Annotated in this window: 17 protein-coding genes and 1 riboswitch; of the genes, 10 read left to right on the forward strand and 7 right to left on the reverse strand. The window is 60.7% G+C overall.

The window, feature by feature from the left end:
- Positions 1 to 91 precede the first annotated feature (91 nt).
- Entirely contained in the window at positions 92 to 1,720 is a 1,629-nt protein-coding gene (locus tag GC127_RS14615; protein ID WP_151978826.1) for an AMP-binding protein, read from the reverse strand.
- A gap of 292 nt (positions 1,721 to 2,012) precedes the next feature.
- Here GC127_RS14615 and GC127_RS14620 point away from each other — a divergent pair, with 292 nt between their 5' ends.
- Both GC127_RS14620 and GC127_RS14625 read left to right on the forward strand, forming a co-directional pair.
- Positions 2,013 to 2,771, forward strand: coding sequence for an FkbM family methyltransferase (locus GC127_RS14620; protein ID WP_199861264.1), 759 nt, complete (start codon positions 2,013 to 2,015; stop codon positions 2,769 to 2,771).
- Positions 2,772 to 2,801: 30 nt separating this feature from the next.
- Positions 2,802 to 3,578 (forward strand): 2OG-Fe(II) oxygenase, encoded by a 777-nt coding sequence (locus tag GC127_RS14625; RefSeq protein WP_008280257.1) that lies wholly within the window; start codon positions 2,802 to 2,804, stop codon positions 3,576 to 3,578.
- A gap of 54 nt (positions 3,579 to 3,632) precedes the next feature.
- Here GC127_RS14625 and gatB read toward each other — a convergent pair whose 3' ends face one another.
- A complete protein-coding gene (gene gatB, locus GC127_RS14630; RefSeq protein WP_151978828.1) occupies positions 3,633 to 5,147 on the reverse strand; it encodes an Asp-tRNA(Asn)/Glu-tRNA(Gln) amidotransferase subunit GatB in 1,515 nt (504 codons plus the stop codon).
- A 145-nt stretch (positions 5,148 to 5,292) separates the two neighbouring features.
- Between gatB and GC127_RS14635 the strand changes: the two genes are divergently transcribed.
- The 6 genes from GC127_RS14635 to gap (GC127_RS14655) all read left to right on the forward strand — a co-directional run bounded on the left by GC127_RS14635 (position 5,293) and on the right by gap (GC127_RS14655) (position 14,884).
- Positions 5,293 to 7,089 carry a pre-peptidase C-terminal domain-containing protein gene (locus GC127_RS14635; protein WP_151978829.1) on the forward strand — a complete coding sequence of 599 codons (1,797 nt, stop codon included), beginning with the start codon at positions 5,293 to 5,295 and terminating at the stop codon, positions 7,087 to 7,089.
- A 115-nt stretch (positions 7,090 to 7,204) separates the two neighbouring features.
- Positions 7,205 to 10,015, forward strand: a complete 2,811-nt coding sequence (locus GC127_RS14640; RefSeq protein ID WP_151978830.1) for a nidogen-like domain-containing protein — start codon at positions 7,205 to 7,207, stop codon at positions 10,013 to 10,015.
- A 242-nt stretch (positions 10,016 to 10,257) separates the two neighbouring features.
- Positions 10,258 to 11,259, forward strand: a complete 1,002-nt coding sequence (gene gap / locus GC127_RS14645; RefSeq protein ID WP_151978831.1) for a type I glyceraldehyde-3-phosphate dehydrogenase — start codon at positions 10,258 to 10,260, stop codon at positions 11,257 to 11,259.
- Between the two features lie 137 nt (positions 11,260 to 11,396).
- A riboswitch (TPP riboswitch) is annotated at positions 11,397 to 11,528 on the forward strand.
- A gap of 112 nt (positions 11,529 to 11,640) precedes the next feature.
- Positions 11,641 to 13,443 carry a phosphomethylpyrimidine synthase ThiC gene (gene thiC / locus GC127_RS14650; RefSeq protein ID WP_151978832.1) on the forward strand — a complete coding sequence of 601 codons (1,803 nt, stop codon included), beginning with the start codon at positions 11,641 to 11,643 and terminating at the stop codon, positions 13,441 to 13,443.
- A 153-nt stretch (positions 13,444 to 13,596) separates the two neighbouring features.
- A complete protein-coding gene (locus GC127_RS22870; RefSeq protein ID WP_199861265.1) occupies positions 13,597 to 13,740 on the forward strand; it encodes a hypothetical protein in 144 nt (47 codons plus the stop codon).
- A gap of 91 nt (positions 13,741 to 13,831) precedes the next feature.
- Positions 13,832 to 14,884, forward strand: coding sequence for a type I glyceraldehyde-3-phosphate dehydrogenase (gap, locus tag GC127_RS14655; RefSeq protein ID WP_151978833.1), 1,053 nt, complete (start codon positions 13,832 to 13,834; stop codon positions 14,882 to 14,884).
- Between the two features lie 6 nt (positions 14,885 to 14,890).
- Here the strand turns inward: gap (GC127_RS14655) and coaD are convergent, their stop codons facing one another.
- From coaD to GC127_RS14670, 3 genes are all read right to left on the reverse strand, one after another.
- Entirely contained in the window at positions 14,891 to 15,382 is a 492-nt protein-coding gene (gene coaD, locus GC127_RS14660) for a pantetheine-phosphate adenylyltransferase (protein WP_008280247.1), read from the reverse strand.
- Positions 15,383 to 15,444: 62 nt separating this feature from the next.
- On the reverse strand, positions 15,445 to 15,879 hold the full coding sequence (locus GC127_RS14665) for a CBS domain-containing protein (protein WP_008280246.1): 435 nt from the start codon (positions 15,877 to 15,879) through the stop codon (positions 15,445 to 15,447).
- A gap of 60 nt (positions 15,880 to 15,939) precedes the next feature.
- Positions 15,940 to 16,836 carry a LysR family transcriptional regulator gene (locus GC127_RS14670; RefSeq protein ID WP_008280245.1) on the reverse strand — a complete coding sequence of 299 codons (897 nt, stop codon included), beginning with the start codon at positions 16,834 to 16,836 and terminating at the stop codon, positions 15,940 to 15,942.
- 104 nt (positions 16,837 to 16,940) lie between these two features.
- On the opposite strand from GC127_RS14670, the gene GC127_RS14675 reads away from it, so the two are divergent.
- The gene (locus GC127_RS14675; protein ID WP_151978834.1) at positions 16,941 to 18,440 is read left to right on the forward strand and encodes a CoA-acylating methylmalonate-semialdehyde dehydrogenase; all 1,500 of its coding nucleotides are present in this window, start codon (positions 16,941 to 16,943) and stop codon (positions 18,438 to 18,440) included.
- A 56-nt stretch (positions 18,441 to 18,496) separates the two neighbouring features.
- On the opposite strand, the gene GC127_RS14680 is transcribed toward GC127_RS14675, so the two are convergent.
- Positions 18,497 to 19,357, reverse strand: coding sequence for a hypothetical protein (locus tag GC127_RS14680; protein WP_151978835.1), 861 nt, complete (start codon positions 19,355 to 19,357; stop codon positions 18,497 to 18,499).
- A 265-nt stretch (positions 19,358 to 19,622) separates the two neighbouring features.
- On the opposite strand from GC127_RS14680, the gene GC127_RS14685 reads away from it, so the two are divergent.
- Positions 19,623 to 20,156 carry a L,D-transpeptidase gene (locus tag GC127_RS14685; protein WP_151979771.1) on the forward strand — a complete coding sequence of 178 codons (534 nt, stop codon included), beginning with the start codon at positions 19,623 to 19,625 and terminating at the stop codon, positions 20,154 to 20,156.
- Between the two features lie 163 nt (positions 20,157 to 20,319).
- On the opposite strand, the gene GC127_RS14690 is transcribed toward GC127_RS14685, so the two are convergent.
- Positions 20,320 to 21,003: a GAD-like domain-containing protein gene (locus tag GC127_RS14690; RefSeq protein WP_151978836.1), complete on the reverse strand. Its 684-nt coding sequence runs from the start codon at positions 21,001 to 21,003 to the stop codon at positions 20,320 to 20,322.
- Between the last annotated feature and the right edge of the window lie 155 nt (positions 21,004 to 21,158).

Raw genomic sequence — 21,158 nt, forward strand, 5'->3', positions numbered from 1 at the left:
AAACCTCCTGCCCTGCAGCCTGCGCGCCCTAACCCAGCCTCACCCCACCCAAACGCGGGCCTGTGTCAGGCGTATGACGCAGCCCGCCAAATCAAAGCGCGCGGGCGCTCTGGCGCAGTTCGAATTTCTGGATCTTGCCGGTGGATGTCTTGGGCAATTCCTGAAACACCACCGCCTTGGGCGTCTTGAACCCCGCCAGCCTCTCACGCGCAAAGGCGATCAACTCGGCCTCGCTCACCTCGGCCCCGTCCTTCAACTCGACAAAGGCACAGGGCACCTCGCCCCATTTCTCATCCGGCTTGGCGACCACGGCACAAAGCATCACGGCAGGATGGCGCATCAATACCCCCTCGACCTCGACCGAGGAAATATTCTCGCCACCTGAAATGATGATATCCTTGGCCCGATCCGCGATTTTTAGATAGCCGCCGGGATGCTGAAACGCGATATCGCCGGAATGGAAATAGCCCCCGCGAAACGCCTCTGCGGTCGCCGCCGGATTCTTGAGATAGCCTTTCATCACCGAATTGCCCCGGATCATGATCTCGCCCAAGGTTGCGCCATCCATCGGGATTTGCGCCATGGTTTCGGGGTCCATCGCCGTGATCTCTTCCATCATCGGCATCAAAACCCCGGTGCGCGCCTTGATCGTATAGCGCTCATCCTCAGGCAGGGCATCCCAGCCATCCTGCCACAGACATTCGGTGACATGACCATAAGTCTCGGTCAGGCCATAGACCTGCGTCACGGTAAAGCCCAACGGCTCGATCGCAGCCAATGTCGCGGCGGGCGGCGGGGCCCCTGCGGTGAACACATCGACCACATGGTCGAACGCGCGCCGCTCGCCCTCTTTGGCATGGACGATCATATTCAGCACGATGGGCGCGCCGCCGAAATGCGTGACCCCCTCATCGGCAATCGCGTCATAAATCGCCCGCGCCGTAATATCGCGACAGCAAACCACCCTGCCCCCCAGCATCGGCATCAGCCAGACATGGTTCCAGTTGTTGCAATGAAACAGTGGCACGATGGTCAGATAGGTCGGATAGCGCGGCAATTGCCAACTCACGACCGTGCCCATGGTCATCAGATACGCCCCGCGATGGTGATAGACCACGCCCTTGGGCCGCCCGGTGGTGCCAGAGGTGTAATTGAGCGCCAAACTCTCCCATTCATCCTCGGGCATGATCCATGCAAAATCGGGATCGCCAGAGGCCAGCAACTCCTCATACTCCATGTAATGCCCATGGGCATGCACGCCCGCCGCATCATCCGCCACCTCGACCACGCCGGGCGGTGGGCCTTCCATCAACTCGATTGCCTGCGCCAGCACCGGCAGGAATTGCGGATCGCACAGCACCACCCGCGCCCCGCCATGATCGAGAATATAGGCGATTGTATCGGCCTCTAGCCTTGTGTTGATGGCATTGAGCACCGCGCCACAGGCGGGCACCCCAAAATGCGCCTCGCAATGGGCAGGTATATTGGGCAGGAGGGTCGCCACCACATCGCCGGGCTCGATCCCCAGCTTGACCAAGGCCGAGGCCAGCCGCGAGACGCGCGCGTGATACTCTGCATACGTGCGCCGCGTGCCGCGATAAACCAGCGCTTCACGATCGGGAAATATCTGCGCCGCGCGCCTCAGATGCGACAGCGGCGTCAGCGCCACAAAATTCGCGGCGCATTTCTCCAGCCCGGTCTCCTCCTTCATCCAGCCCATCGCGCACCTCCTCTTGTCCCTGCGGATCCGTCCAAGGAATAGAGCAATGCCAGAGCGATGCAATTGCCAAACACGCGTCCCAGAGCCTGTGAGAGCGTGCTTTCACGCTGAAAAAGTAACTTTACAGGTTCAAATCGCAGCACTAAGGGGACGAAGCGACGTGTGCAAAATTTCAGCACGGGGCGGCGTGATTCTGAAAGGTATTTGTATGATTGTTTCCGGCACGCGCCGCCCAAATGTCTTGACCAGTCGATTGTTCAGATTACGCTTCGCGCTTGCGCAGGCCCTCGGTATGACCATCGAGGTTCGGACCGACACAGGCAGCTACCGGTTCGCGTGCCGCAGCTATACCGAATACAAACGCGCCGTCACTCTCCTGCAAAAGGAAGAGGGCACGATCCGCTGGCTGCGCGACACGCTGCGCCCCGGCGATACCTTTTGCGACATCGGGGCCAATGTCGGCCTCTACTCGGTCTTTTCCGGCAACCTTGTGGGCGAGACCGGGCATATCCTGTCCTTTGAGCCGCATGCCGCCAATGCGCTCAGCCTGATGCAAAACATGGCGTTGAACGGTCTGAGCAGCCGCGCCAAGGTGATTTCGGCCGCTTTGGGCGACCGCAACGGCTTTTTCGACTTCAATATCATCGAGGCGACGGCAGGCTCGGCCATGAGCCAGCTTGACCGCACCCTTGATGGGCACGAGCGCCCCTTTGTGCCGGTCCTGCGCGAATTCAAGGCCGCCTTTACCCTTGATCATCTGGTTGCCGAAGGCATCGTGCCCACACCCGATGTGATCAAGGTCGATGTCGACGGCAACGAGCTTCTGGTCATGGCGGGGATGCGCAACGTGCTTGGCTCTGCCAAACGCCCCCGCTCGGTTCAGGTCGAGGTCAGCCCCCACTACGCAGAGGATCTCGATGCCTTCATGGACGGGCTTGGCTACCGGGCGCAAAAGCGGCACCGCACCGACATCGGTTTACGCAAACTTGCACGCGGCGCCGATCCGGTGTTGATTGCGCATAACGCAATCTACGCTCCGGCTGCGGCCTAAGACCCGCACCGCCCGAACAAGGAGACACCCATGATGTTCAATCTCGACGGCGCTGACGTCCGCCACGATCCCTTTCCCATCGCCTTTGCCAAGCCGGTGTTTGACGCCGACCTCTACCAAGAGATGCTGGACAACTGGCCCGACACCGAGCGGTTTCAGTTCATGCCCAAGCTGGGCAACAAATATTCCCTCTCCGAGGTGAACAACGCCAAACAGTATCACGACTTCATCAAGTCGACCCCGGTCTGGAAACGCTTTCACGACGAGGTCAAAAGCGAACGCTTCGTGCGCGGCATCGTCGATTTTCTGGCCAGCCACAACATCGACCTCGACCTTGGCCGCAAGATGGTGCTCACCAACACGCCCGGCGCGCGCCTTGGCCTGCGCCTGACCGAGGCGCTCTGCGGCGCGGCCTTGGTCGAGCGGCGCAAGACTCCGCTGCGCTCGCGCTTTGAATTCTCGATGATGCCGGGCGATGGCGGCTCGATCCTGCCGCACACAGACGCGCCCGCCAAATTGATCACCGTGGTCGTCTCGATGGTCGCGCCGGGCGAATGGAAGCCGGAGTATGGCGGCGGCACTTCGGTCGTCTGGCCCAAGGACAAAACGCGCAGCTTCAACTTCCGCAACACGTTCTTGCCGTTCGAAGAGGTGGACACGCTCGATTGCTACGAGTTCAACTCGAACCAATGCATGATCTTCGTCAAGACCTTCAATTCCTGGCACGCCGTTGAGCCGATCAAGGCCCCCCGCCCCGACATGTTCCGCCGGTCCCTCACGATCAATATCGAGGTTCCGAAGAACTGAGCGTAAGAGGCCTGCGTCGCGGCCATGCGCCGCGACGGGATGGCCCGGGGCCTTTTACAGCCCCAACCTCGCCATCACGATGTCATTGACCGCCTTGGGATTGGCCTTGCCTCCCGTGGCTTTCATCACCTGCCCCACGAACCAGCCCGCGAGTTTGGGGTTGGCCTGCGCCTTTTCCACCTGTGCGGGGTTGGCGGCGATGATCTCGGCCACGGCCTGCTCAATCGCGCCGGTATCCGTCACCTGCTTCATGCCGCGCGCCTCGACGATCTCTTCGGGGTCGCCGCCTTCGGTATAGACAATCTCGAAGAGGTCCTTGGCGATCTTGCCGGAAATGGCGTCAGACTTGATCAGCCGGACGATCCCGGCCAATTGCGCCGGGCTAACGGGGCTATCCTCGATCGAATGATCCTCTTTCTTGAGCCGTCCAAAGAGCTCGTTGATCACCCAATTCGCCGCCAGCTTACCATCGCCCGCGCCCTCTGCCACCGCCTCGAAATAGGCGGCATTGGCCAGATCAGCGGTCAGCACGTTGGCATCATATTCCGATAGCCCGAATTCCAGCACGAACCGCGCCTTCTTGGCGTCCGGCAGTTCCGGCAGGTTGGCCGCAATCTCATCCACCCAAGCCTGCTCGATCTCCAGCGGCAAGAGGTCAGGATCGGGGAAATAGCGGTAATCATGTGCCTCTTCCTTGGAGCGCATGGACCGGGTCTCGTTCTTGTCCGGATCATAGAGCCGGGTTTCCTGCACCACCGTGCCGCCCGCCTCGACAATCGCGATCTGACGTCGCGCCTCATATTCGATGGCCGCTTGGATAAAGCGCATGGAGTTCATATTCTTGATCTCGCAGCGCGTGCCCAGATGGCTGAAATCCTGCGTCTCCATGTATTTCTCATACTGGCCGGGGCGGCAGATCGATACGTTTACATCCGCCCGCAGATTGCCATTCTGCATATTGCCATCGCAGGTGCCCAGATAGCGCAGGATCTGGCGCAGCTTGGTGACATAGGCGGCGGCCTCCTCGGGGCCGCGAATATCGGGGCGGCTCACGATCTCCATCAGGCAGACGCCGGTGCGGTTCAGGTCAACAAAGGACATCGCCGGGTCCATATCGTGAATCGACTTGCCCGCGTCTTGTTCCATGTGGATGCGCTCGATCCGCACCAGACGCGCCATGCCGGGGGCCATATCAACCAAAATTTCGCCCTCGCCCACCAACGGATGATAGAGCTGGCTGATCTGATAGCCCTGCGGCAGATCGGGGTAGAAATAGTTCTTGCGGTCAAAGGCCGACCAAAGGTTGATCTTGGCCTTAAGACCCAGCCCCGTGCGCACCGCCTGTTCGACACAGAATTCATTGATCACCGGCAACATGCCCGGCATCGCCGCATCGACAAAGGCGACATTGGAATTGGGCTCCGCCCCGAATTGCGTAGACGCCCCGGAAAACAGCTTGGATTTCGAGGCGACCTGCGCATGCACCTCCATCCCGATCACCAGTTCCCAATCATGCTTGGCCCCCGCAATGACGCGAGGTTTCGGCGTTTCATAGGCGAGATCAAGCATGGCACTGCCTCCGGCTGACATATCAGAGGCGTTCTAGGACAGGCGCACGAAGGGGGCAACAGGGAAAGAGGGGCATAGACCTCCACCAAGAATCGTGAAAACACTAAAGGGCCGACCGCCATTTCCAAGACAAGGACATGATATTATGGATAATTTTACCGCAAATGCGCAGACAACTGGGTTTTTGGAAATCGGTGGCTCCGTCAGTGGCAGCGTCGCGGACGGTCGGGACTGGATCGCGGTAAACCTTGAGGCAGACACTGCCTATCGGTTCGAAATCGACATGGGATTGCCTTTTGTCCAAATCCTGTCACCCGATGAGATACCGCTTATGAACAACACCGGCGACCCAGAGCTGCGATCCGACCAAGACAACGTTTTTGTTTTCTCACCGCAGCAATCCGGGCGGCATTTCATATCCATCGGCGCAACATTCGGCACCATGGGCGGCGACTTGGACAACTACGTCATCCGGGCCAACGTGTTTCAAGACGACGTCCCCGGCGATGTGACCACGCACGCGACGCTGGCCCCCAACACCTCGGTCCAGGCGCAGATGGATTTCGGCAACGACTATGACTGGTTCGCAGTGGAATTGACCGCGGGTGAGGCCGCGAGCTTCGAACTGGACGGCATCACGCTCTCCGATCTGTCGGTGCGGGATGCCAATGGAGAAAGCCTCGCAAGCTCGGACGCGCGAGCGTCAAACAAGTATGTGACCTACATTCCAGACGAGTCCGGCACATTCTATGTCAGCGCGCGATATGCAGTGGGATACGACAGATATGCCAACTTTTTTCCCATCCCCTATTCCGTCAAATGGGTAGACGCGATTCTCCCTTTGACCGAAGTCGGCACCCTTGGGAATGACACGCTCTTGGGAAATCGTGACGATGATTTTCTCAACGGTCTTGCCGGTGATGATCGTCTCGCGGGGGACGAAGGAAACGATACGCTTTTGGGCGGCGATGGCAACGACAGGCTCTTTGGTCAGGAGGGCGGTGATGAGATATTCGGCGAGAGCGGGGATGACCGCCTGAACGGCAGTCTCGGCCACGACACCCTCAACGGCGGTGAAGGTCACGACTCCCTCAGCGCCGGATTGGGGGATGACTCCCTCACCGGCGATGCTGGAAATGACAATATTGGTGGCGGGCTGGGCAATGACACGATTGACGCAGGCGATGGCGACGACACCGTTGGCGGTGGCTCAGGAAACGACCTGATCACGGGCGGTCTCGGGGATGATTTTTTGTCCGGTGGCTGGGACCGCGATACCTTGGACGGTGGCGACGGCCATGACACGCTCACGGGTGCCAGCGGCGCGGATTACCTCTCGGGGGGCGCGGGCGATGACATAGTTGCCGGTGCGTCCGGCAATGACCGCATCACGGGCGACGCGGGCAATGATCGCCTGTCCGGCAGCGCGGGCGATGACCGGATTGATGGGGGCGACGGGGCCGACCAGATTGGCGGTGGCACAGGCCGAGATACGATCATCGGCGGCGCAGGTGACGACCAAGTCGGCGGCGGCAAGGGCGACGACAGCATCCAAGGCGGGAGCGGCAATGACGACCTCTCGGGTGGCAGCGGTGCGGACACGATTGAGGGCGGCGATGGCAATGACACGGTCAACGGCGCACGTGGCGACGACGTACTCAGGGGCGGCGCGGGTGCAGATCACTTCGAATTCACCGTCGCTAAAGAGGGAGAAACCGATAGTGTTCTCGATTTCGAAGATGGCGTCGACCTTATCGTCATTCGGTTCATGGCCATGGATACACCAGAGCCACCCACTGCCCCCTCATCAGCAGCGCCCTTCGAAACGCTGGGCATCGTCGACACTGCCAGCGGCGTAGAAATTTCCTTCAACGGACAGACTGTGATCGTCCAAGACATCACCGCCGCGCAACTGACAGTGGACGATTTCACGTTCCTCTAAAGGTCTCCCCCTCCCCCCAAATTCATACATGCGAAACTCCGAATTTAAAACACTTCACAGAATCGTGATCATAGTGTTTGAATAAGGCGCATTTGGAAAACTGGGGAGTTTTACCATGGAAGGTCTTGTAATTCCGGGAACACCGGAGGCTGACGATCTTGTCGGCACCGCCGATAACGATACGATCACTGCGAATGCTGGGGATGACACGCTAACAGGTGGCGCGGGTAACGATCTGCTGGATGGGGGCGCGGGGTTCGATACGGCCGTCTTCGCGGGCAATGCCGCCGATTACAGCACCGGCGTGAATGAAAGTGCACAGCGCACTATCACCCATACCGCAACCGGCGACACCGACATTCTAGTCAATATCCAGCGCCTGCAATTCGACAACATCAGCACCGATGTGCTGCTCAACCCAGACAACACCAGCCCCGGCCTGATCCGGGGTCTGGGCGGCGATGCCGGGTTCGGCGAGGATTTTCTGGCCCGCAACGATGACGGCTCAACCGTACAGATCGACATCACCCCGATCTTCGAGAACGGGCTGAATTTCTTTGGCACCGTTTACCAAGGTCTCTGGATCAACAACAACGGCTCGGTGACCTTCACCGGACCGCGCGGCACCTTCACGCCCGACGTGATCACAGGCGTCAGCAACAATCCCAACATCACGCCGTTCTTTGCGGATGTCGACACCCGCGGCGGCGAAGTTGCCCCAACCCCGGGCGGAAACTCGCAAGGCAGCAACCTTGTGCATTGGGATTTCAACACGCTGGGCGACCAACTTATCGTCACATGGGACGATGTCGGCTACTTTAGCTCGCGCACCGACCTGCTCAACGCCTTCCAACTTATCCTCACGGATCGTGGCAATGGCGATTTCGACATTCAGTTCCGCTATGAAGAGGTGAACTGGACAACCGGTAACGCCAGCGGCGGCACCAACGGCCTTGGCGGCACGGTTGCGCGCGCGGGCTATACATCGGGCACCGGCGTCGAAGGCACGTTCTTTGAGCTGCCGCAATCCGGCAATCAGGATGAAATCCTCAGCCTGGATGTGATCCCCGGCAATACCGGACTGATCGGCATCTGGAACTTTGCCGTGCGCAACGGCGGCGTGGTCGACTCTATCGTCCCGCTTCTGCCGCCGGTCGGCGCGGGCGGTTGGGTTGCGGGTGACCCGCATCTCGCGACACTCGACGGCGTCGGCTATGATTTCCAGGCGGCGGGCGAATTCGTGCTGCTGCGTGGCACCGACAGCGATTTCGAGCTTCAGGCGCGCATGGTGCCAGTGGGCGATAACGTCAGCGTCAATCAGGCCATCGCCACCAATCTCGGCGGCACGGCAGTGATGATCGACGCCAATGACGCGACCCCGCTGCATATCGGCGGCGTGGCCACCGAGATTGAGGATTTCGGCTCTGTCGCGGTTGGCAATGACCGTATTTTCCGTGAAGGCGATACCTATATCATCGTCTATGCGGGCGCAGATAACGTGGTCGGCAATGGCGACAGCCAGGTGCGCGTGATCGTGCGTGACGGGCGGGTTGATATCGACGTGCGCCTCAACGAAGAGCTGCTGGGTCGTCTCGAAGGTCTGCTGGGCGATGGCGACGGCGACGCCAGCAATGATGTCGCGCGCGCCGATGGCACCGTGCTGGCCCGTCCCTTTGCCTTTGCCGATCTCTACGGTCAATACCGCGAGGATTGGCGCGTCGCCTCTGAGGCGGACAGCCTCTTTACCTATGACGCGGGCGAAAGCCTTGATGGGTTTTACTTGCCCGAATTCCCCGGCGAGATTGTCAGCCTCGACACGCTCGACCCGGCGGTGCGGGATGCCGCGATTGCTGCGGCGCTCGATGCGGGCCTGATCCAAGGCACGCCCAATTTCGAAAACGCCGTGCTCGACTTTGCCCTGACAGGCGATAGCTCGTTCTTCGACTCTGCCGCCGAGGTGCCTGCCTCAGTGACCGAAACCGTCACCACCGCTGATCCGGTCTCGCTCAACCTCGAAGGCACCGAAGGCAATGACACCCTGCTCGGGGCCACGCTTGACGACACGCTCAGCGGTCTGGGTGGCGATGACCGGCTCGAGGGGCGCGGCGGGAATGACCAGCTCAGCGGCAGCGAGGGCAATGACACCCTTGACGGCGGTGCTGGCGATGACCGGATTTCGTCCTCTGATGGCAATGATCTGGCCATTGGCGGGGCGGGCAACGACAATATCGGCGGCGGTCTGGGGGATGACACCCTGGACGGTGGCGATGGTGACGACATTCTGGGCGGCGGCTTTGGCGCGGATTCCGTGACCGGCGGCGCAGGCAATGACGTGGTCGCAGGCGGCGCGGGCGACGACACGCTCTCGGGCGGCGATGGCAACGACAGCATGTCGGGCAGCTTTGGCAATGACCTCATCGACGGCGGCGAGGGCGCGGATGACATCGGCGGCGGCACCGGACAGGACACCATTGATGCCGGTGCGGGCAATGACAGCGTGGGCGGCGGTGAAGGCGACGACAGCATCCTTGGCGGCGACGGTAATGATTTCCTCGCCGGCGGCGGGCGCAACGACACGATCGACGGCGGCGCGGGCAATGACACGATCAATGCAGGTGCTGGCAATGACGTGATCACTGGCGGAACCGGGGCCGATCAATTCGTCTTCAGCGCCTTCTTCGATGGCGAGGCGGATGTGATCACCGATTTCGAGGACGGTTTGGACAGTTTCTTCATCCGCCGTTTCGATCCCGATACTGGCGTTGAAAACATCAACAACGGCGGTAACGGTCTCGCGGGGTTCGTCACGGCGATGAATATCGTCGACGTCGCGGGCGGCGCGCAGATGACGGTGAATGGCAACACGATCCTCGTCGAAGGCATCACCGCCGCGCAACTCACCGTGGATGATTTCACGTTCCTCTAGTTCGGACTGGCAGATCAACGACAGGGGCGCTCTCGGGCGCCTCTATGTCTTGGCGGCAAATCTGCGCCTTCTGATCGCCCAAACCTGCCATCCTGCGTTAGCGCAATCACCGGCAAAGCCACGCCAACCCCCGCAAGGTTACCGCTAACATCCTGTATTCCAACTGGAAAACGACTTTTACCGCTTTCCGGCGTCCTCTGCCCCGTCTATACGGACGCCAATTCAGCTATCAGGAGTCGCCCATGACCATCACCGTAGGAATCAACGGTTTCGGCCGTATCGGTCGCGCCACGCTTGCCCATATCTCGGAAAGCCTGCGCAACGATATCAAGGTGGTCAAGGTGAACGCAACCGGGCCGATTGAGACCGCAGCGCATCTGATGCGCTATGACAGCGTGCATGGCCGCTTTGCCCATCCCATCACCGTCGAGGGCCAGACGATGGACCTCGGGCGCGGCCCGATCCAGATGTTCTCGACCTATGACATGAACGAGTTGGATTGGGACGGGGTTGATGTGGTGCTCGAATGCACCGGCAATTTCAATGATGGAAACAAGGCCCGCACCCATCTTGAACGCGGCGCGCGCAAGGTGCTGATCTCGGCCCCCGCCAAGAACGTGGATCGCACCGTGGTCTACGGCGTCAACCATGACGCGCTCTTGGCCTCTGAGCGGATGATCTCGAACGGCTCTTGCACCACCAATTGCCTCGCGCCGCTGGCCAAGGTGCTGAATGATACGATCGGGATCGAGAGCGGCATCATGACCACGATCCACGCCTATACCGGTGACCAGCCGACGCTGGACCGTCGCCACAATGACCTCTACCGCGCCCGCGCCGCCGCGATGTCGATGATCCCCACCTCGACCGGGGCCGCCAAAGCGCTTGGTGAGGTGCTGCCGGAACTCGCGGGCAAACTCGACGGCTCTGCCATCCGCGTGCCCACGCCCAATGTCTCGGCGGTGGACCTGACCTTTGTCGCCAAGCGCGATGTGACCAAGGCCGATGTCAACGCCGTGGTGGCCGAGGCCGCCGCTGGCGCGATGAAGGGCGTTCTGGGCTATGATCCCGAACCCAAGGTCAGCATCGACTTCAACCACACCGAGGAAAGCTCGATCTTCGCCCCTGATCAGACCAAAGTGATCGGCAACCGTCTGGTGCGGGTGCTGGCATGGTATGACAACGAATGGGGCTTTTCCTGCCGCATGGCCGATGTCGCCGTCGCCATGGGCCGGTTGCAGTAAACAAGCCCTCACATTTTGTGCAGCGCCGGGCCGCGATACGCGCGGCCCGGCGCTTTGCCATTGGAACGCGCCGATCTGCCTCTGGGCTCGCAGGCCCGAAACTTCGGGTTGCGCGGCCCTCTGTTACCGCATACGCTTTTCCTACGCAGGGGAGTCCCAACTGAGGGACTGAGAGGCGGCTGGCAACCATCTTTGCAGATATTGCAGTGTCGCGACCCTTTGAACCTGACCCAGTTGATACTGGCGTAGGAAGCTAGGGCTCGCGATCATGCCACGTTCCGGCAGATCCCATGGCCTGAACCGGGGCGTATATGCTGCCCTCCTGCCTCCCTGCCACGCTCATCTGGTCTCTTTGTAGAAACTGACTCGAGGAGCACCAAAATGAACGTCCCCACCCAGAACATCACCCCTAGCGTGACCACCGGCCCCCTGCCCGCCTCTAGAAAAATCTATGTGAACGGCCAGCACTATCCCGAAATCGCAGTGCCCATGCGCGAAATCTCGACCCATCCCACCGCAGGCGAGGCACCGCTGGCCGTCTATGATAGCTCTGGTCCCTATACCGATCCGGACCGCACCACCGATATTCGCCAAGGCTTGCCGCCGCTTCGCCGCTCGTGGATCATGGCACGCGGGACTGTGGAGGATTACGAGGGCCGCCACGTCAAGCCCGAGGATAACGGCTTTGTCACCGGCGATAGACTGGTGCCGGAGTTTCCGGTTCAGCACCGGCCACTGCGCGCCAAGCCGGGGGCGGCCCCCACCCAACTGGCCTATGCCCGCGCAGGCCTTATCACGCCCGAGATGGAATTCGTGGCCATCCGCGAAAACCAGCTGCGGGAATTGACACCCTGTCACCGCGACGGCAACGACTGGGGCGCGAATATTCCCGACTACGTGACCCCCGAATTCGTCCGGCAAGAGATTGCGGCAGGCCGCGCCATCATCCCCGCAAATATCAACCACCCGGAACTGGAGCCGATGATCATCGGCCGCAATTTTCTGGTCAAGATCAATGCCAACATGGGCACCTCCGCCGTCACCTCTTCGATGGAGGAAGAGGTCGAGAAACTGGTCTGGGCGATCCGCTGGGGCGCGGATACGGTGATGGATCTCTCGACGGGCCGCAACATCCACAACACGCGCGAATGGATCATCCGCAACAGCCCCGTGCCCATCGGCACCGTGCCGATCTATCAGGCGCTGGAAAAGGTGAATGGCATTGCCGAAGACCTGACATGGGAGGTGTTCCGCGACACGCTGATCGAACAGGCCGAACAGGGCGTGGACTATTTCACCATCCATGCGGGCGTGCGCCTGCACATGGTGCCAATGACGGTAAATCGGGTAACAGGCATCGTCAGCCGAGGCGGTTCGATCATGGCCAAGTGGTGCCTGCATCACCACCGCGAGTCCTTTCTTTATGAGCATTTCGAAGACATCTGCGACATCTGTCGCCAATATGACGTGAGCTTTTCATTGGGCGATGGGCTGCGCCCCGGTTCTATCGCCGATGCCAATGACGCCGCACAATTCGCCGAGTTGGAGACGCTGGGCGAACTCACGAAAATCGCATGGCGCAAGGATTGCCAGGTGATGATCGAGGGGCCGGGCCATGTCGCCATGCACAAGATCAAAGAGAATATGGAGAAGCAGCTTGAATGCTGCCACGAGGCCCCGTTCTACACCCTTGGGCCACTCACCACCGATATCGCGCCGGGCTATGACCATATCACCAGCGGCATCGGGGCGGCGATGATCGGTTGGTTCGGCTGTGCGATGCTGTGCTATGTCACCCCCAAGGAACATCTGGGCCTGCCCGACCGCGACGATGTGAAAACCGGCGTCATCACCTACAAAATCGCGGCCCATGCCGCCGACCTTGCCAAGGGCCTGCCGGGGGCGCAGCGGCGTGACGATGCGCTCAGCCGCGCGCGCTTTGAATTCCGCTGGGAGGATCAATTCAACCTCTCGCTCGACCCGGAAACCGCCCGCGACTTCCACGATCAGACCTTGCCCAAAGAGGCGCATAAGGTGGCGCATTTCTGCTCGATGTGCGGGCCGAAATTCTGCTCGATGAAGATCAGCCACGACATCCGCGCCGAGGCCCAGAAAGAGGGTATGGCGGCGATGGCCGAAAAGTTCCGCGAAGCCGGCGATATCTACCTGCCCCTTGACGAGTGATCAGACCTGATCGCACGCCCCCGGTGCCCGGCACCGGGGGCCGTTTTGCGCCTCCGGCCCTATGGCCAGGCCCCTCCCGGCCCTTGATCCGGCTTGCATGGCGGCAGCCTCTGTTGCATACCCTGCGAGACGCAGACGGCAAAGGCGCGCGGCATGACCAACACAATCGCGATTGGCCTTGGGGGGATCGTCCTAGTGGCGATCGGTGCCGATGTCATACTGAACGATAGCCAATCCACCCTGTTCCTCGGGCGCAAGCTGATTGATCTGATCGAATATGTCGCCTTTTGGCGATAACGCAACTGACACTCCTCCGCATTGACTCGTTTCGAAATTCGTTTATGTTCGCCGTCAATTGTTAGCGCTAACATAACTCTCGGAGGATGCCATGCCCCTGAAACTTGCCATAAACGGATTTGGTCGTATCGGACGCAACGTGCTGCGCGCTTTGCTCGACTCGGATCGCCAAGACATCAAAGTCGTGGCCATCAACGATCTGGCCCCGGTCGAAACAAACGCCCATCTGCTCGAATTCGACAGCGTGCATGGCCGCTTTCGGGGTCAGATCACCACCACCGCCGACACGATTGACGCAGGCCGCGGGCCGATGCGCGTGACCGCCCTGCGCGACCCCGAAGCGCTGCCATGGGGTGATGTCGATATCGTGCTGGAATGCACCGGCATCTTTACAGACCGCGACGCCGCCGCCCGCCACCTCAAGAACGGCGCGCGGCGCGTTCTGGTCTCGGCCCCCTCAGCCGGGGCCGATCGCACCGTGGTCTACGGCGTCAACCACACGGACCTGACCGCCAAGGATGTGATCGTTTCCAACGCCTCTTGCACCACCAATTGCCTCGCCCCCTTGGCCAAGGTGCTGCATGAAAGCGTCGGCATCACCCGCGGTTTCATGACCACGATCCATAGCTACACCGGCGACCAGCCAACGCTCGACACCATGCACAAGGACCTCTACCGCGCCCGCGCGGCGGGGCTCAACATCATCCCCACCACCACCGGCGCTGCCCGTGCCGTGGGCCTCGTGTTGCCCGCCCTCGCCGGGCGGCTCGACGGCACCGCCATCCGCGTGCCCACCCCCAATGTCAGCGTCGTGGACCTGACATTCGAGGCCGCGCGCGACACCAGCGTGGACGAGATCAACGCCGCCGTCAGCGGTGCCGCCAACGGCGCGCTTTTGGGCGTGCTCGATGTTACCAGCCGCCCGCTTGTCTCCTCGGACTTTAACCACGATCCCCACAGCTCGATCTTTGCCACCGATCAGACACGGGTGATGGAAGGACGGCTTTGCCGCGTGCTCAGTTGGTATGACAACGAATGGGGTTTTTCCAACCGCATGCTCGATGTCGCCGCCGAAATGGGCCGCCACCTCGAAACCGGGCGCGGCCCCGTCCCGCACCACACACGGGTGATGGAACCGACCTGAGCAGCCTTAGGAAAACTTGGCCAGCAGCGCTTCGCGGACCGGGGGGGTGACAAACTTGGTCACATCCCCGCCCAGCCGGGCGATTTCCTTGACCAGTTTGCTGGCAATCGCCTGATGATTGGCATCCGCCATAAGAAAGACGGTCTCGACCGAATTATCCAGCGCCCGGTTCATCCCGACCATCTGGAATTCATATTCGAAATCCGCCACCGCGCGCAGACCGCGCACTATCACCTGCGCGCCCACATCATGGGCGCAATTGATCAGCAGGTTCTCGAACGGATGCGCCACGATTTCGGTGCCGGTCTGCGCGCTGAGCTTGGCACATTCCGCCTCGATCATCTCGACCCGCTCTTCCAGCGAAAACAGCGGCCCCTTGTCCCGGTTGATCGCAACCCCCAGAACCAGCCGATCCACCAGCACGGCTGCCCGGCGGATAATATCAATATGGCCCAAGGTAATAGGGTCGAACGTGCCGGGATAAAGACCAATGCGCATGCGGCCCTCCTTTGCTGCAATCGCCGCTCACGCAACAATACTATGCAAGGCGATGCAAGCGCTTAGTAGCCCATGATCATCCCTTCAAGGGCTGTCTTCTCCATCGCCAGCTCTTCCAGCCGCGCCTTGACCACGTCGCCGATGGTCACGATCCCCACCAGCTTGCCCGCCTCCACCACCGGCATGTGACGGAACCGGCCATCGGTCATACGCGCCAACACCGCATCAGATGTATCCTGCCGCGAACAGCAAACCGGATTACGGGTCATCATTTCAGACACGGTTTCGGTCATGCAGACCACGCCGCGCACGGCCAGACTGCGCACGATATCGCGCTCTGAGATGATCCCCTCCACCGTCTCGCCATCCCGTGACACCACAAGCCCGCCGATCCGGCGCTCTGCAAGGGTCTGCGCCGCCTCCGAAACCTTTGTCTGAGGCGAGATCGTGATCACCGCGCTATCGCCCTTGGATTTCAGGATTTGCTGCACCAGCATGACACGACCCTCCGCAAGAATATGTCTGTCAAATCAGCGTGATCTATAATAAAATTTCTGTCAAGTGCGCGCCTCCAGGCTCTGCACCTCTTGCCGAAGCCTCTCGACCAGCGCGGTAGCAAACCGGTTCTGCCGTTCCAGCCGCCGGTCATCCGCATGGCGCACCAGATAAAAGCTGCGGGTAAGCGAAAATTGGTCGGGCAGCACCTTTTGCAGCCCCCGCGCCCAAGGCAGTGAAAAATCATGCAATACCCCGATGCCACCGCCCTGCCGCACCCAATTGAGCTGCACCGACACCGAGTTCGACGCAAGGCTGACGCGCTCGATCCCCGCCTCGCTGAGATAGTCCAGTTCCTTGTCAAAGATCATATCGGGAATATAGCCCACCATCCGATGCGCGCGCAGGTCCGCCAGCGTTGCAATCGGGGGATGCGAACGCAGATAGCGCACTGTCGCCGCCAGATGCAGACGGTAATCGGTGATCTTCTGCACCGTCAGCCGCCCAGCCGTGGGCGGGCTCACCGCGATCACCATATCCGCCTCGCGCCGCGTCAGGTTGAACACACGCGGCAGCGCCACGATCTGAATTTCCAGATCGGGATTTTCCGCGCCAATCGCGGCGCAGACCTGCGGCAACAGGAAATTGGCGCAGCCATCCGGCGCGCCGATGCGGATTTGCCCGCTCAGCCCCCCGGCTTGTCCGGCCATTTCCTCGGTGGCTTCCTGCATGGCGGTTTCCGCGCGCAGCGCCGGCCCCATCAGGCGTTGCCCCGCCTCGCTCAATACATATCCCGTGGGCGATTTGGCAAAAAGCGGCGCGCCCAACTCTTCTTCCAGCCGCGCGATACGCCGCCCCACCGTCGCCGGATCAATCCGCAGGATACGCCCTGCCCCCGACAGGCTCTCAGACCGGGCAACAGCCAGGAATATGCGGATATCGTCCCAATGCGGCGTCATTCCCGGCCCCCTTTGCAGAAATGCAAATCACTTTTGGAATATTGCCTCTTTCCGCAGAGGATTTGCAAGACTACCCTGCCGCCAACGGATTAGGAGGATTCCCAATGCAAGAGCTTACCCATTACATCAACGGTCAACATGTCAAAGGCACCTCCGGGCGCTTTGCAGATGTGTTCAACCCCGCCACCGGCGAAGTGCAGGCCAAATGCCCGCTCGCCAGCGTCGAAGAAATGGATGCCGCTGTCGCCGCCGCACAGGCCGCACAGCCCGCTTGGGCCGCCACCAATCCCCAACGCCGGGCACGGGTGATGATGGAATTCGTCCGCCTGCTGAACCGCGACATGGACAAGCTGGCCGAGGCGCTGAGCCGCGAGCATGGCAAGACCTTCCCCGATGCCAAGGGCGACATCCAGCGCGGTCTCGAAGTGGTGGAATACTGCATCGGTGCGCCGCAAATGCTCAAAGGCGAGTTTACTGATGGCGCGGGCCCCGGTATCGACATCTATTCCATGCGCCAACCGCTCGGCGTGACGGCGGGCATCACGCCGTTCAACTTTCCTGCCATGATCCCGATGTGGATGTTCGCCCCGGCGCTCGCCTGCGGCAACGCCTTCATCCTCAAACCGTCCGAGCGTGACCCCTCCGTGCCGCTCATGCTGGCCGAACTGATGGAAGAGGCCGGATTGCCCAAAGGCATCCTTCAGGTCGTCAACGGCGACAAGGTGGCCGTGGATGCGATCCTCGACCACGAGGTCATTCAGTCCATCGGCTTTGTCGGCTCGACACCCATCGCGCAATATATCTACGGTCGTGGCTGTTCCAACGGCAAGCGCGTGCAGTGCTTTGGCGGGGCCAAGAACCACATGATCATCATGCCCGATGCCGATATGGATCAGGCCGCGGATGCGCTGGTGGGCGCGGGCTATGGCGCGGCGGGCGAACGCTGCATGGCCATTTCCGTGGCGGTTCCGGTGGGCGATGAAACCGCCGACCGCCTGATTGAAAAACTGGTGCCGCGCATCGAAAAGCTGAAAGTTGGGCCCTACACCGCAGGCAATGACGTGGATTACGGCCCCGTTGTTACCGCAGAGGCCAAGCAACGCATCCTTGGGCTGGTCGAAAGCGGTATCGCGCAGGGGGCCGAACTGGTGGTCGATGGGCGTGATTTCAAATTGCAGGGCTATGAGGATGGCTTCTTTGTCGGTCCGCATCTCTTTGACCGCGTGACCCCGGATATGGACATCTACACGCAGGAAATCTTTGGCCCCGTGCTCGCAACCGTGCGCGCAGGCTCTTACGAAGAGGCCCTGAAACTGGCGATGGATCACGAATACGGGAACGGCACCGCGATCTTTACCCGCGATGGCGACGCCGCCCGCGATTTCGCCGCGCGTGTCAATATCGGCATGGTCGGCATCAACGTGCCGATCCCGGTGCCGCTCGCCTATCATACCTTTGGCGGCTGGAAGAAATCCGGCTTTGGCGATCTCAACCAACATGGCCCGGATTCATTCAAATTCTACACCCGCACCAAGACCGTGACCGCCCGTTGGCCGTCCGGGATCAAGGAAGGCGGGGAATTCAATTTCAAACCGATGGATTAATCTTCACCCATCACTCACGACCAAAGGCCCCGGTGTTTCACCGGGGCCTTTTCGTATCACCCCACCGGCCCGATCTGCATCGACTTTTCGATCATTGCCACGACCGACCCATGCACATCCGAATCCGCCCAATAGGCATTATGCGACAACGGATTCCACGCGGTCAGCACATTGCCCGCACTGATCCAGCGATCCCGCAACTCTTCTCGATCCGCCAACGCTGCATACCCGTCGCCCACCTCTGCCAGCGGCATCCCCAGAATGTCATTGCGGCTGTTCAGATTGACCCACCACGGATTGAACCTCTTGCCCACCGGAATGGCGGTGCCGGGGCGCTCAATCGCCTTCACATCGTCGGGCTTGCAGCTAAAGGTAAAGACCGGGATATTGCAGCCAAAGGTGATCATCCCCGCCATCGTCTCGAACCGCTGAAACGGCGTGGGCGCGGTGGTGTATTTCCTTTGTAGATCCCAGATATGGTTCGAGATGATCTGCCCGCCCAGCGAATGCGCCAGCACGATCAGCGGCGCGCGGCCGCCTGTCACACCCTCCAGATGCGCAATGGCGTTGGACACGCGGGCATGGACCTGCGGATAGACATAGGCATGATCGCCCTTTTCCCAACGGTAAGCGGCGGCATCGGCCAGACGGTGCATCACGAAATCCCGTGCTCCCATCCAATTGGCCTGCCCTTTCAGCGCGCGGTCCATATAGCTCTGTTGCCGCTCTTGCAGGATGTCCGACCAGAAAATCTCGCGCCAGCCAACCAGCGTATCAAACCGCGCCGCCCCCATCCGCTTGCGCAAGGCCGTGTAAAGATCCCGCGAAAAGCTGACGGCATTCGCGGCCTGTGGCCGGTCGCCTTGGCTGCCCATGCCGTGAATGACCGCCACGGCAACCCGGTGTTCTTCTGGCATCGCACTGCCCCCTCAAAATATCTGTGCTGAAATCAACAGGTCTTATTCCGACAAAAGACCACAAACGCGCCCCTCTCGCAATCTTGACGCGAGCGGGGCGTTGCCACCACACGGCCTCTTCGCGATGACAATCTCGTGAGGTGACGCAGGTTTCTGCCCGTCCTGCCCTTCGCTTCGCCCGTCCCTTTCCCTAAATAGGGCGCAGCAGCCACGACAAAGAGGATGAATTCCCGTGAAACCCGGCCTTTTGACCCGCCGCCATGCCATGGCCACCGGCCTTGCCGCCCTTGCAACCCCCGGTATCCTGCGCGCAGAACCTTCGGCAGACGTGACCAACCGGCGCAATGCGTCCGCCTTTATCACCCGCGACTGGCGCGATCATTTCGACAGCTTGGGCAAGGGCGCTATTCTGGCCGATATCGACAGCCGCGCGCTGCATTACTGGGGCCCGGACGGCGAGACCTATGCGCTCTACCCCTCCTCCGTGCCGATGACCGAGGATCTCACCCGCCGCGGCTATACCCAGATCGTGCGCAAGCGCGTCGGCCCCGACTGGACCCCCACCCAATCCATGCGCGAGCGCGATCCCACCCTGCCCGCCTATATGCCCCCCGGCCCCGGCAACCCGCTGGGCACCCATGCGCTCTACCTCAGCTGGCCCGCCTATCTCGTGCACGGCACCCACGACACCCGCAAGATCGGGCGGCAATCCTCCTCAGGCTGCATCGGCCTCTATAACGAGCATATCGAGGAACTCTTCGCCAAGGTCGAGGTCGGCACACAGGTCCTGCTGCTCTGAGCACCCACCGGGGCCCCAACCGTCACGCAAACCCATCCCAACAGGCCGCCGGAGAAACTTCGGCGGCCATTTCTGTGCGTTGAAGGGGGGGGGGCGGTGACGGGGGCAGCGTGGACAGTCAAGTGTTGCAAGAGCGTTAATGCGAGTGGCTTGCGCATAGTCATCACTGCCGCCCGATCATCCGCACCTCAACTGCGCGTGGTTTGCGGTGGTCCATGAACACAAAGGGTTCCATCTGATGCAGAAGGGCCGTGGCCTCAGGGGCCGAAGCAGGGCGGAAGTTCTCAACCGTCACCGCGCCCCCGATCGCCGGATGTAGTCTGGGGGCAAAGATTTGGCCGGGCGCAAGCGGGCCATGCACTTTGACAAGCCGCTCGAACAGGCCTTTTCCATCGCCTGCGTATTTGTCGTAGTACTGACCAGCAGTCAGGTGAATGGACATAAAGTTCATAAGCGCCGCCTGTTCGGTGTCTTCTGGCCCATTCTCATAAAACGACGGGGCAGACAGGGTGTTGGGCAAAACACGAATGTTCACAATTCCAAACCTTCGATGCCAACACGTCAGATCGCCGAAGCCAAGGATCGCAAAGGCCGTGCAATCCCCAGCGGAAAAATCAGGATCGCCACGCAAGGTCTGCTGCAACAAACCATCATAGCTCTGTGGCTCTACCGTTTGCCACTTGCCTTTGCCCCAGGTGCCAAGGCCCAAGGTGTGAAGCATGTCGATCATGCTGCCCGGCACTCTGCCCTGTAGGGCCGCCAAACTGTCCGCCGGATACGGCGTCACCTTGTCCAGCTTACCCAATTTCGAAAGCGCATAGGTTCGGATTTCGGCGAGCTTGGTCATCGGGAAATTTCCTATTCGCAATGGCTTACACTTAATCAAACATTGTCCGGCAATAGTCAATTTGAGGGTTTTCCACGCATGCTCTGGATCTGAAGGGGAGACCTGAAGCAGGATGCTTGTAGGCCCACACCTTCGTTTACAGCGATGCCGGATAA

Origin of the sequence: Roseovarius sp. EC-HK134 (assembly GCF_902498815.1) — a bacterium.
Taxonomy (GTDB): Bacteria; Pseudomonadota; Alphaproteobacteria; order Rhodobacterales; family Rhodobacteraceae; genus Roseovarius; species Roseovarius mucosus_A.

Coding starts and splice junctions, on each gene's coding strand:
- gatB (WP_151978828.1), bottom strand. CDS start 5,147: ATGCTTGATCTCGCCTATGAAACGCCGAAACCTCGCGTCATTGCGGGG.
- GC127_RS14670 (WP_008280245.1), bottom strand. CDS start 16,836: ATGACGCCGCATTGGGACGATATCCGCATATTCCTGGCTGTTGCCCGG.
- GC127_RS14640 (WP_151978830.1), top strand. CDS start 7,205: ATGGAAGGTCTTGTAATTCCGGGAACACCGGAGGCTGACGATCTTGTC.
- GC127_RS14615 (WP_151978826.1), bottom strand. CDS start 1,720: ATGGGCTGGATGAAGGAGGAGACCGGGCTGGAGAAATGCGCCGCGAAT.
- coaD (WP_008280247.1), bottom strand. CDS start 15,382: ATGCGCATTGGTCTTTATCCCGGCACGTTCGACCCTATTACCTTGGGC.
- GC127_RS14685 (WP_151979771.1), top strand. CDS start 19,623: ATGGCCACCGGCCTTGCCGCCCTTGCAACCCCCGGTATCCTGCGCGCA.
- GC127_RS14625 (WP_008280257.1), top strand. CDS start 2,802: ATGATGTTCAATCTCGACGGCGCTGACGTCCGCCACGATCCCTTTCCC.
- GC127_RS22870 (WP_199861265.1), top strand. CDS start 13,597: ATGACCAACACAATCGCGATTGGCCTTGGGGGGATCGTCCTAGTGGCG.
- GC127_RS14690 (WP_151978836.1), bottom strand. CDS start 21,003: ATGACCAAGCTCGCCGAAATCCGAACCTATGCGCTTTCGAAATTGGGT.
- GC127_RS14680 (WP_151978835.1), bottom strand. CDS start 19,357: ATGCCAGAAGAACACCGGGTTGCCGTGGCGGTCATTCACGGCATGGGC.
- GC127_RS14665 (WP_008280246.1), bottom strand. CDS start 15,879: ATGCTGGTGCAGCAAATCCTGAAATCCAAGGGCGATAGCGCGGTGATC.
- thiC (WP_151978832.1), top strand. CDS start 11,641: ATGAACGTCCCCACCCAGAACATCACCCCTAGCGTGACCACCGGCCCC.
- gap (WP_151978833.1), top strand. CDS start 13,832: ATGCCCCTGAAACTTGCCATAAACGGATTTGGTCGTATCGGACGCAAC.
- GC127_RS14620 (WP_199861264.1), top strand. CDS start 2,013: ATGACCATCGAGGTTCGGACCGACACAGGCAGCTACCGGTTCGCGTGC.
- GC127_RS14675 (WP_151978834.1), top strand. CDS start 16,941: ATGCAAGAGCTTACCCATTACATCAACGGTCAACATGTCAAAGGCACC.
- GC127_RS14635 (WP_151978829.1), top strand. CDS start 5,293: ATGGATAATTTTACCGCAAATGCGCAGACAACTGGGTTTTTGGAAATC.
- gap (WP_151978831.1), top strand. CDS start 10,258: ATGACCATCACCGTAGGAATCAACGGTTTCGGCCGTATCGGTCGCGCC.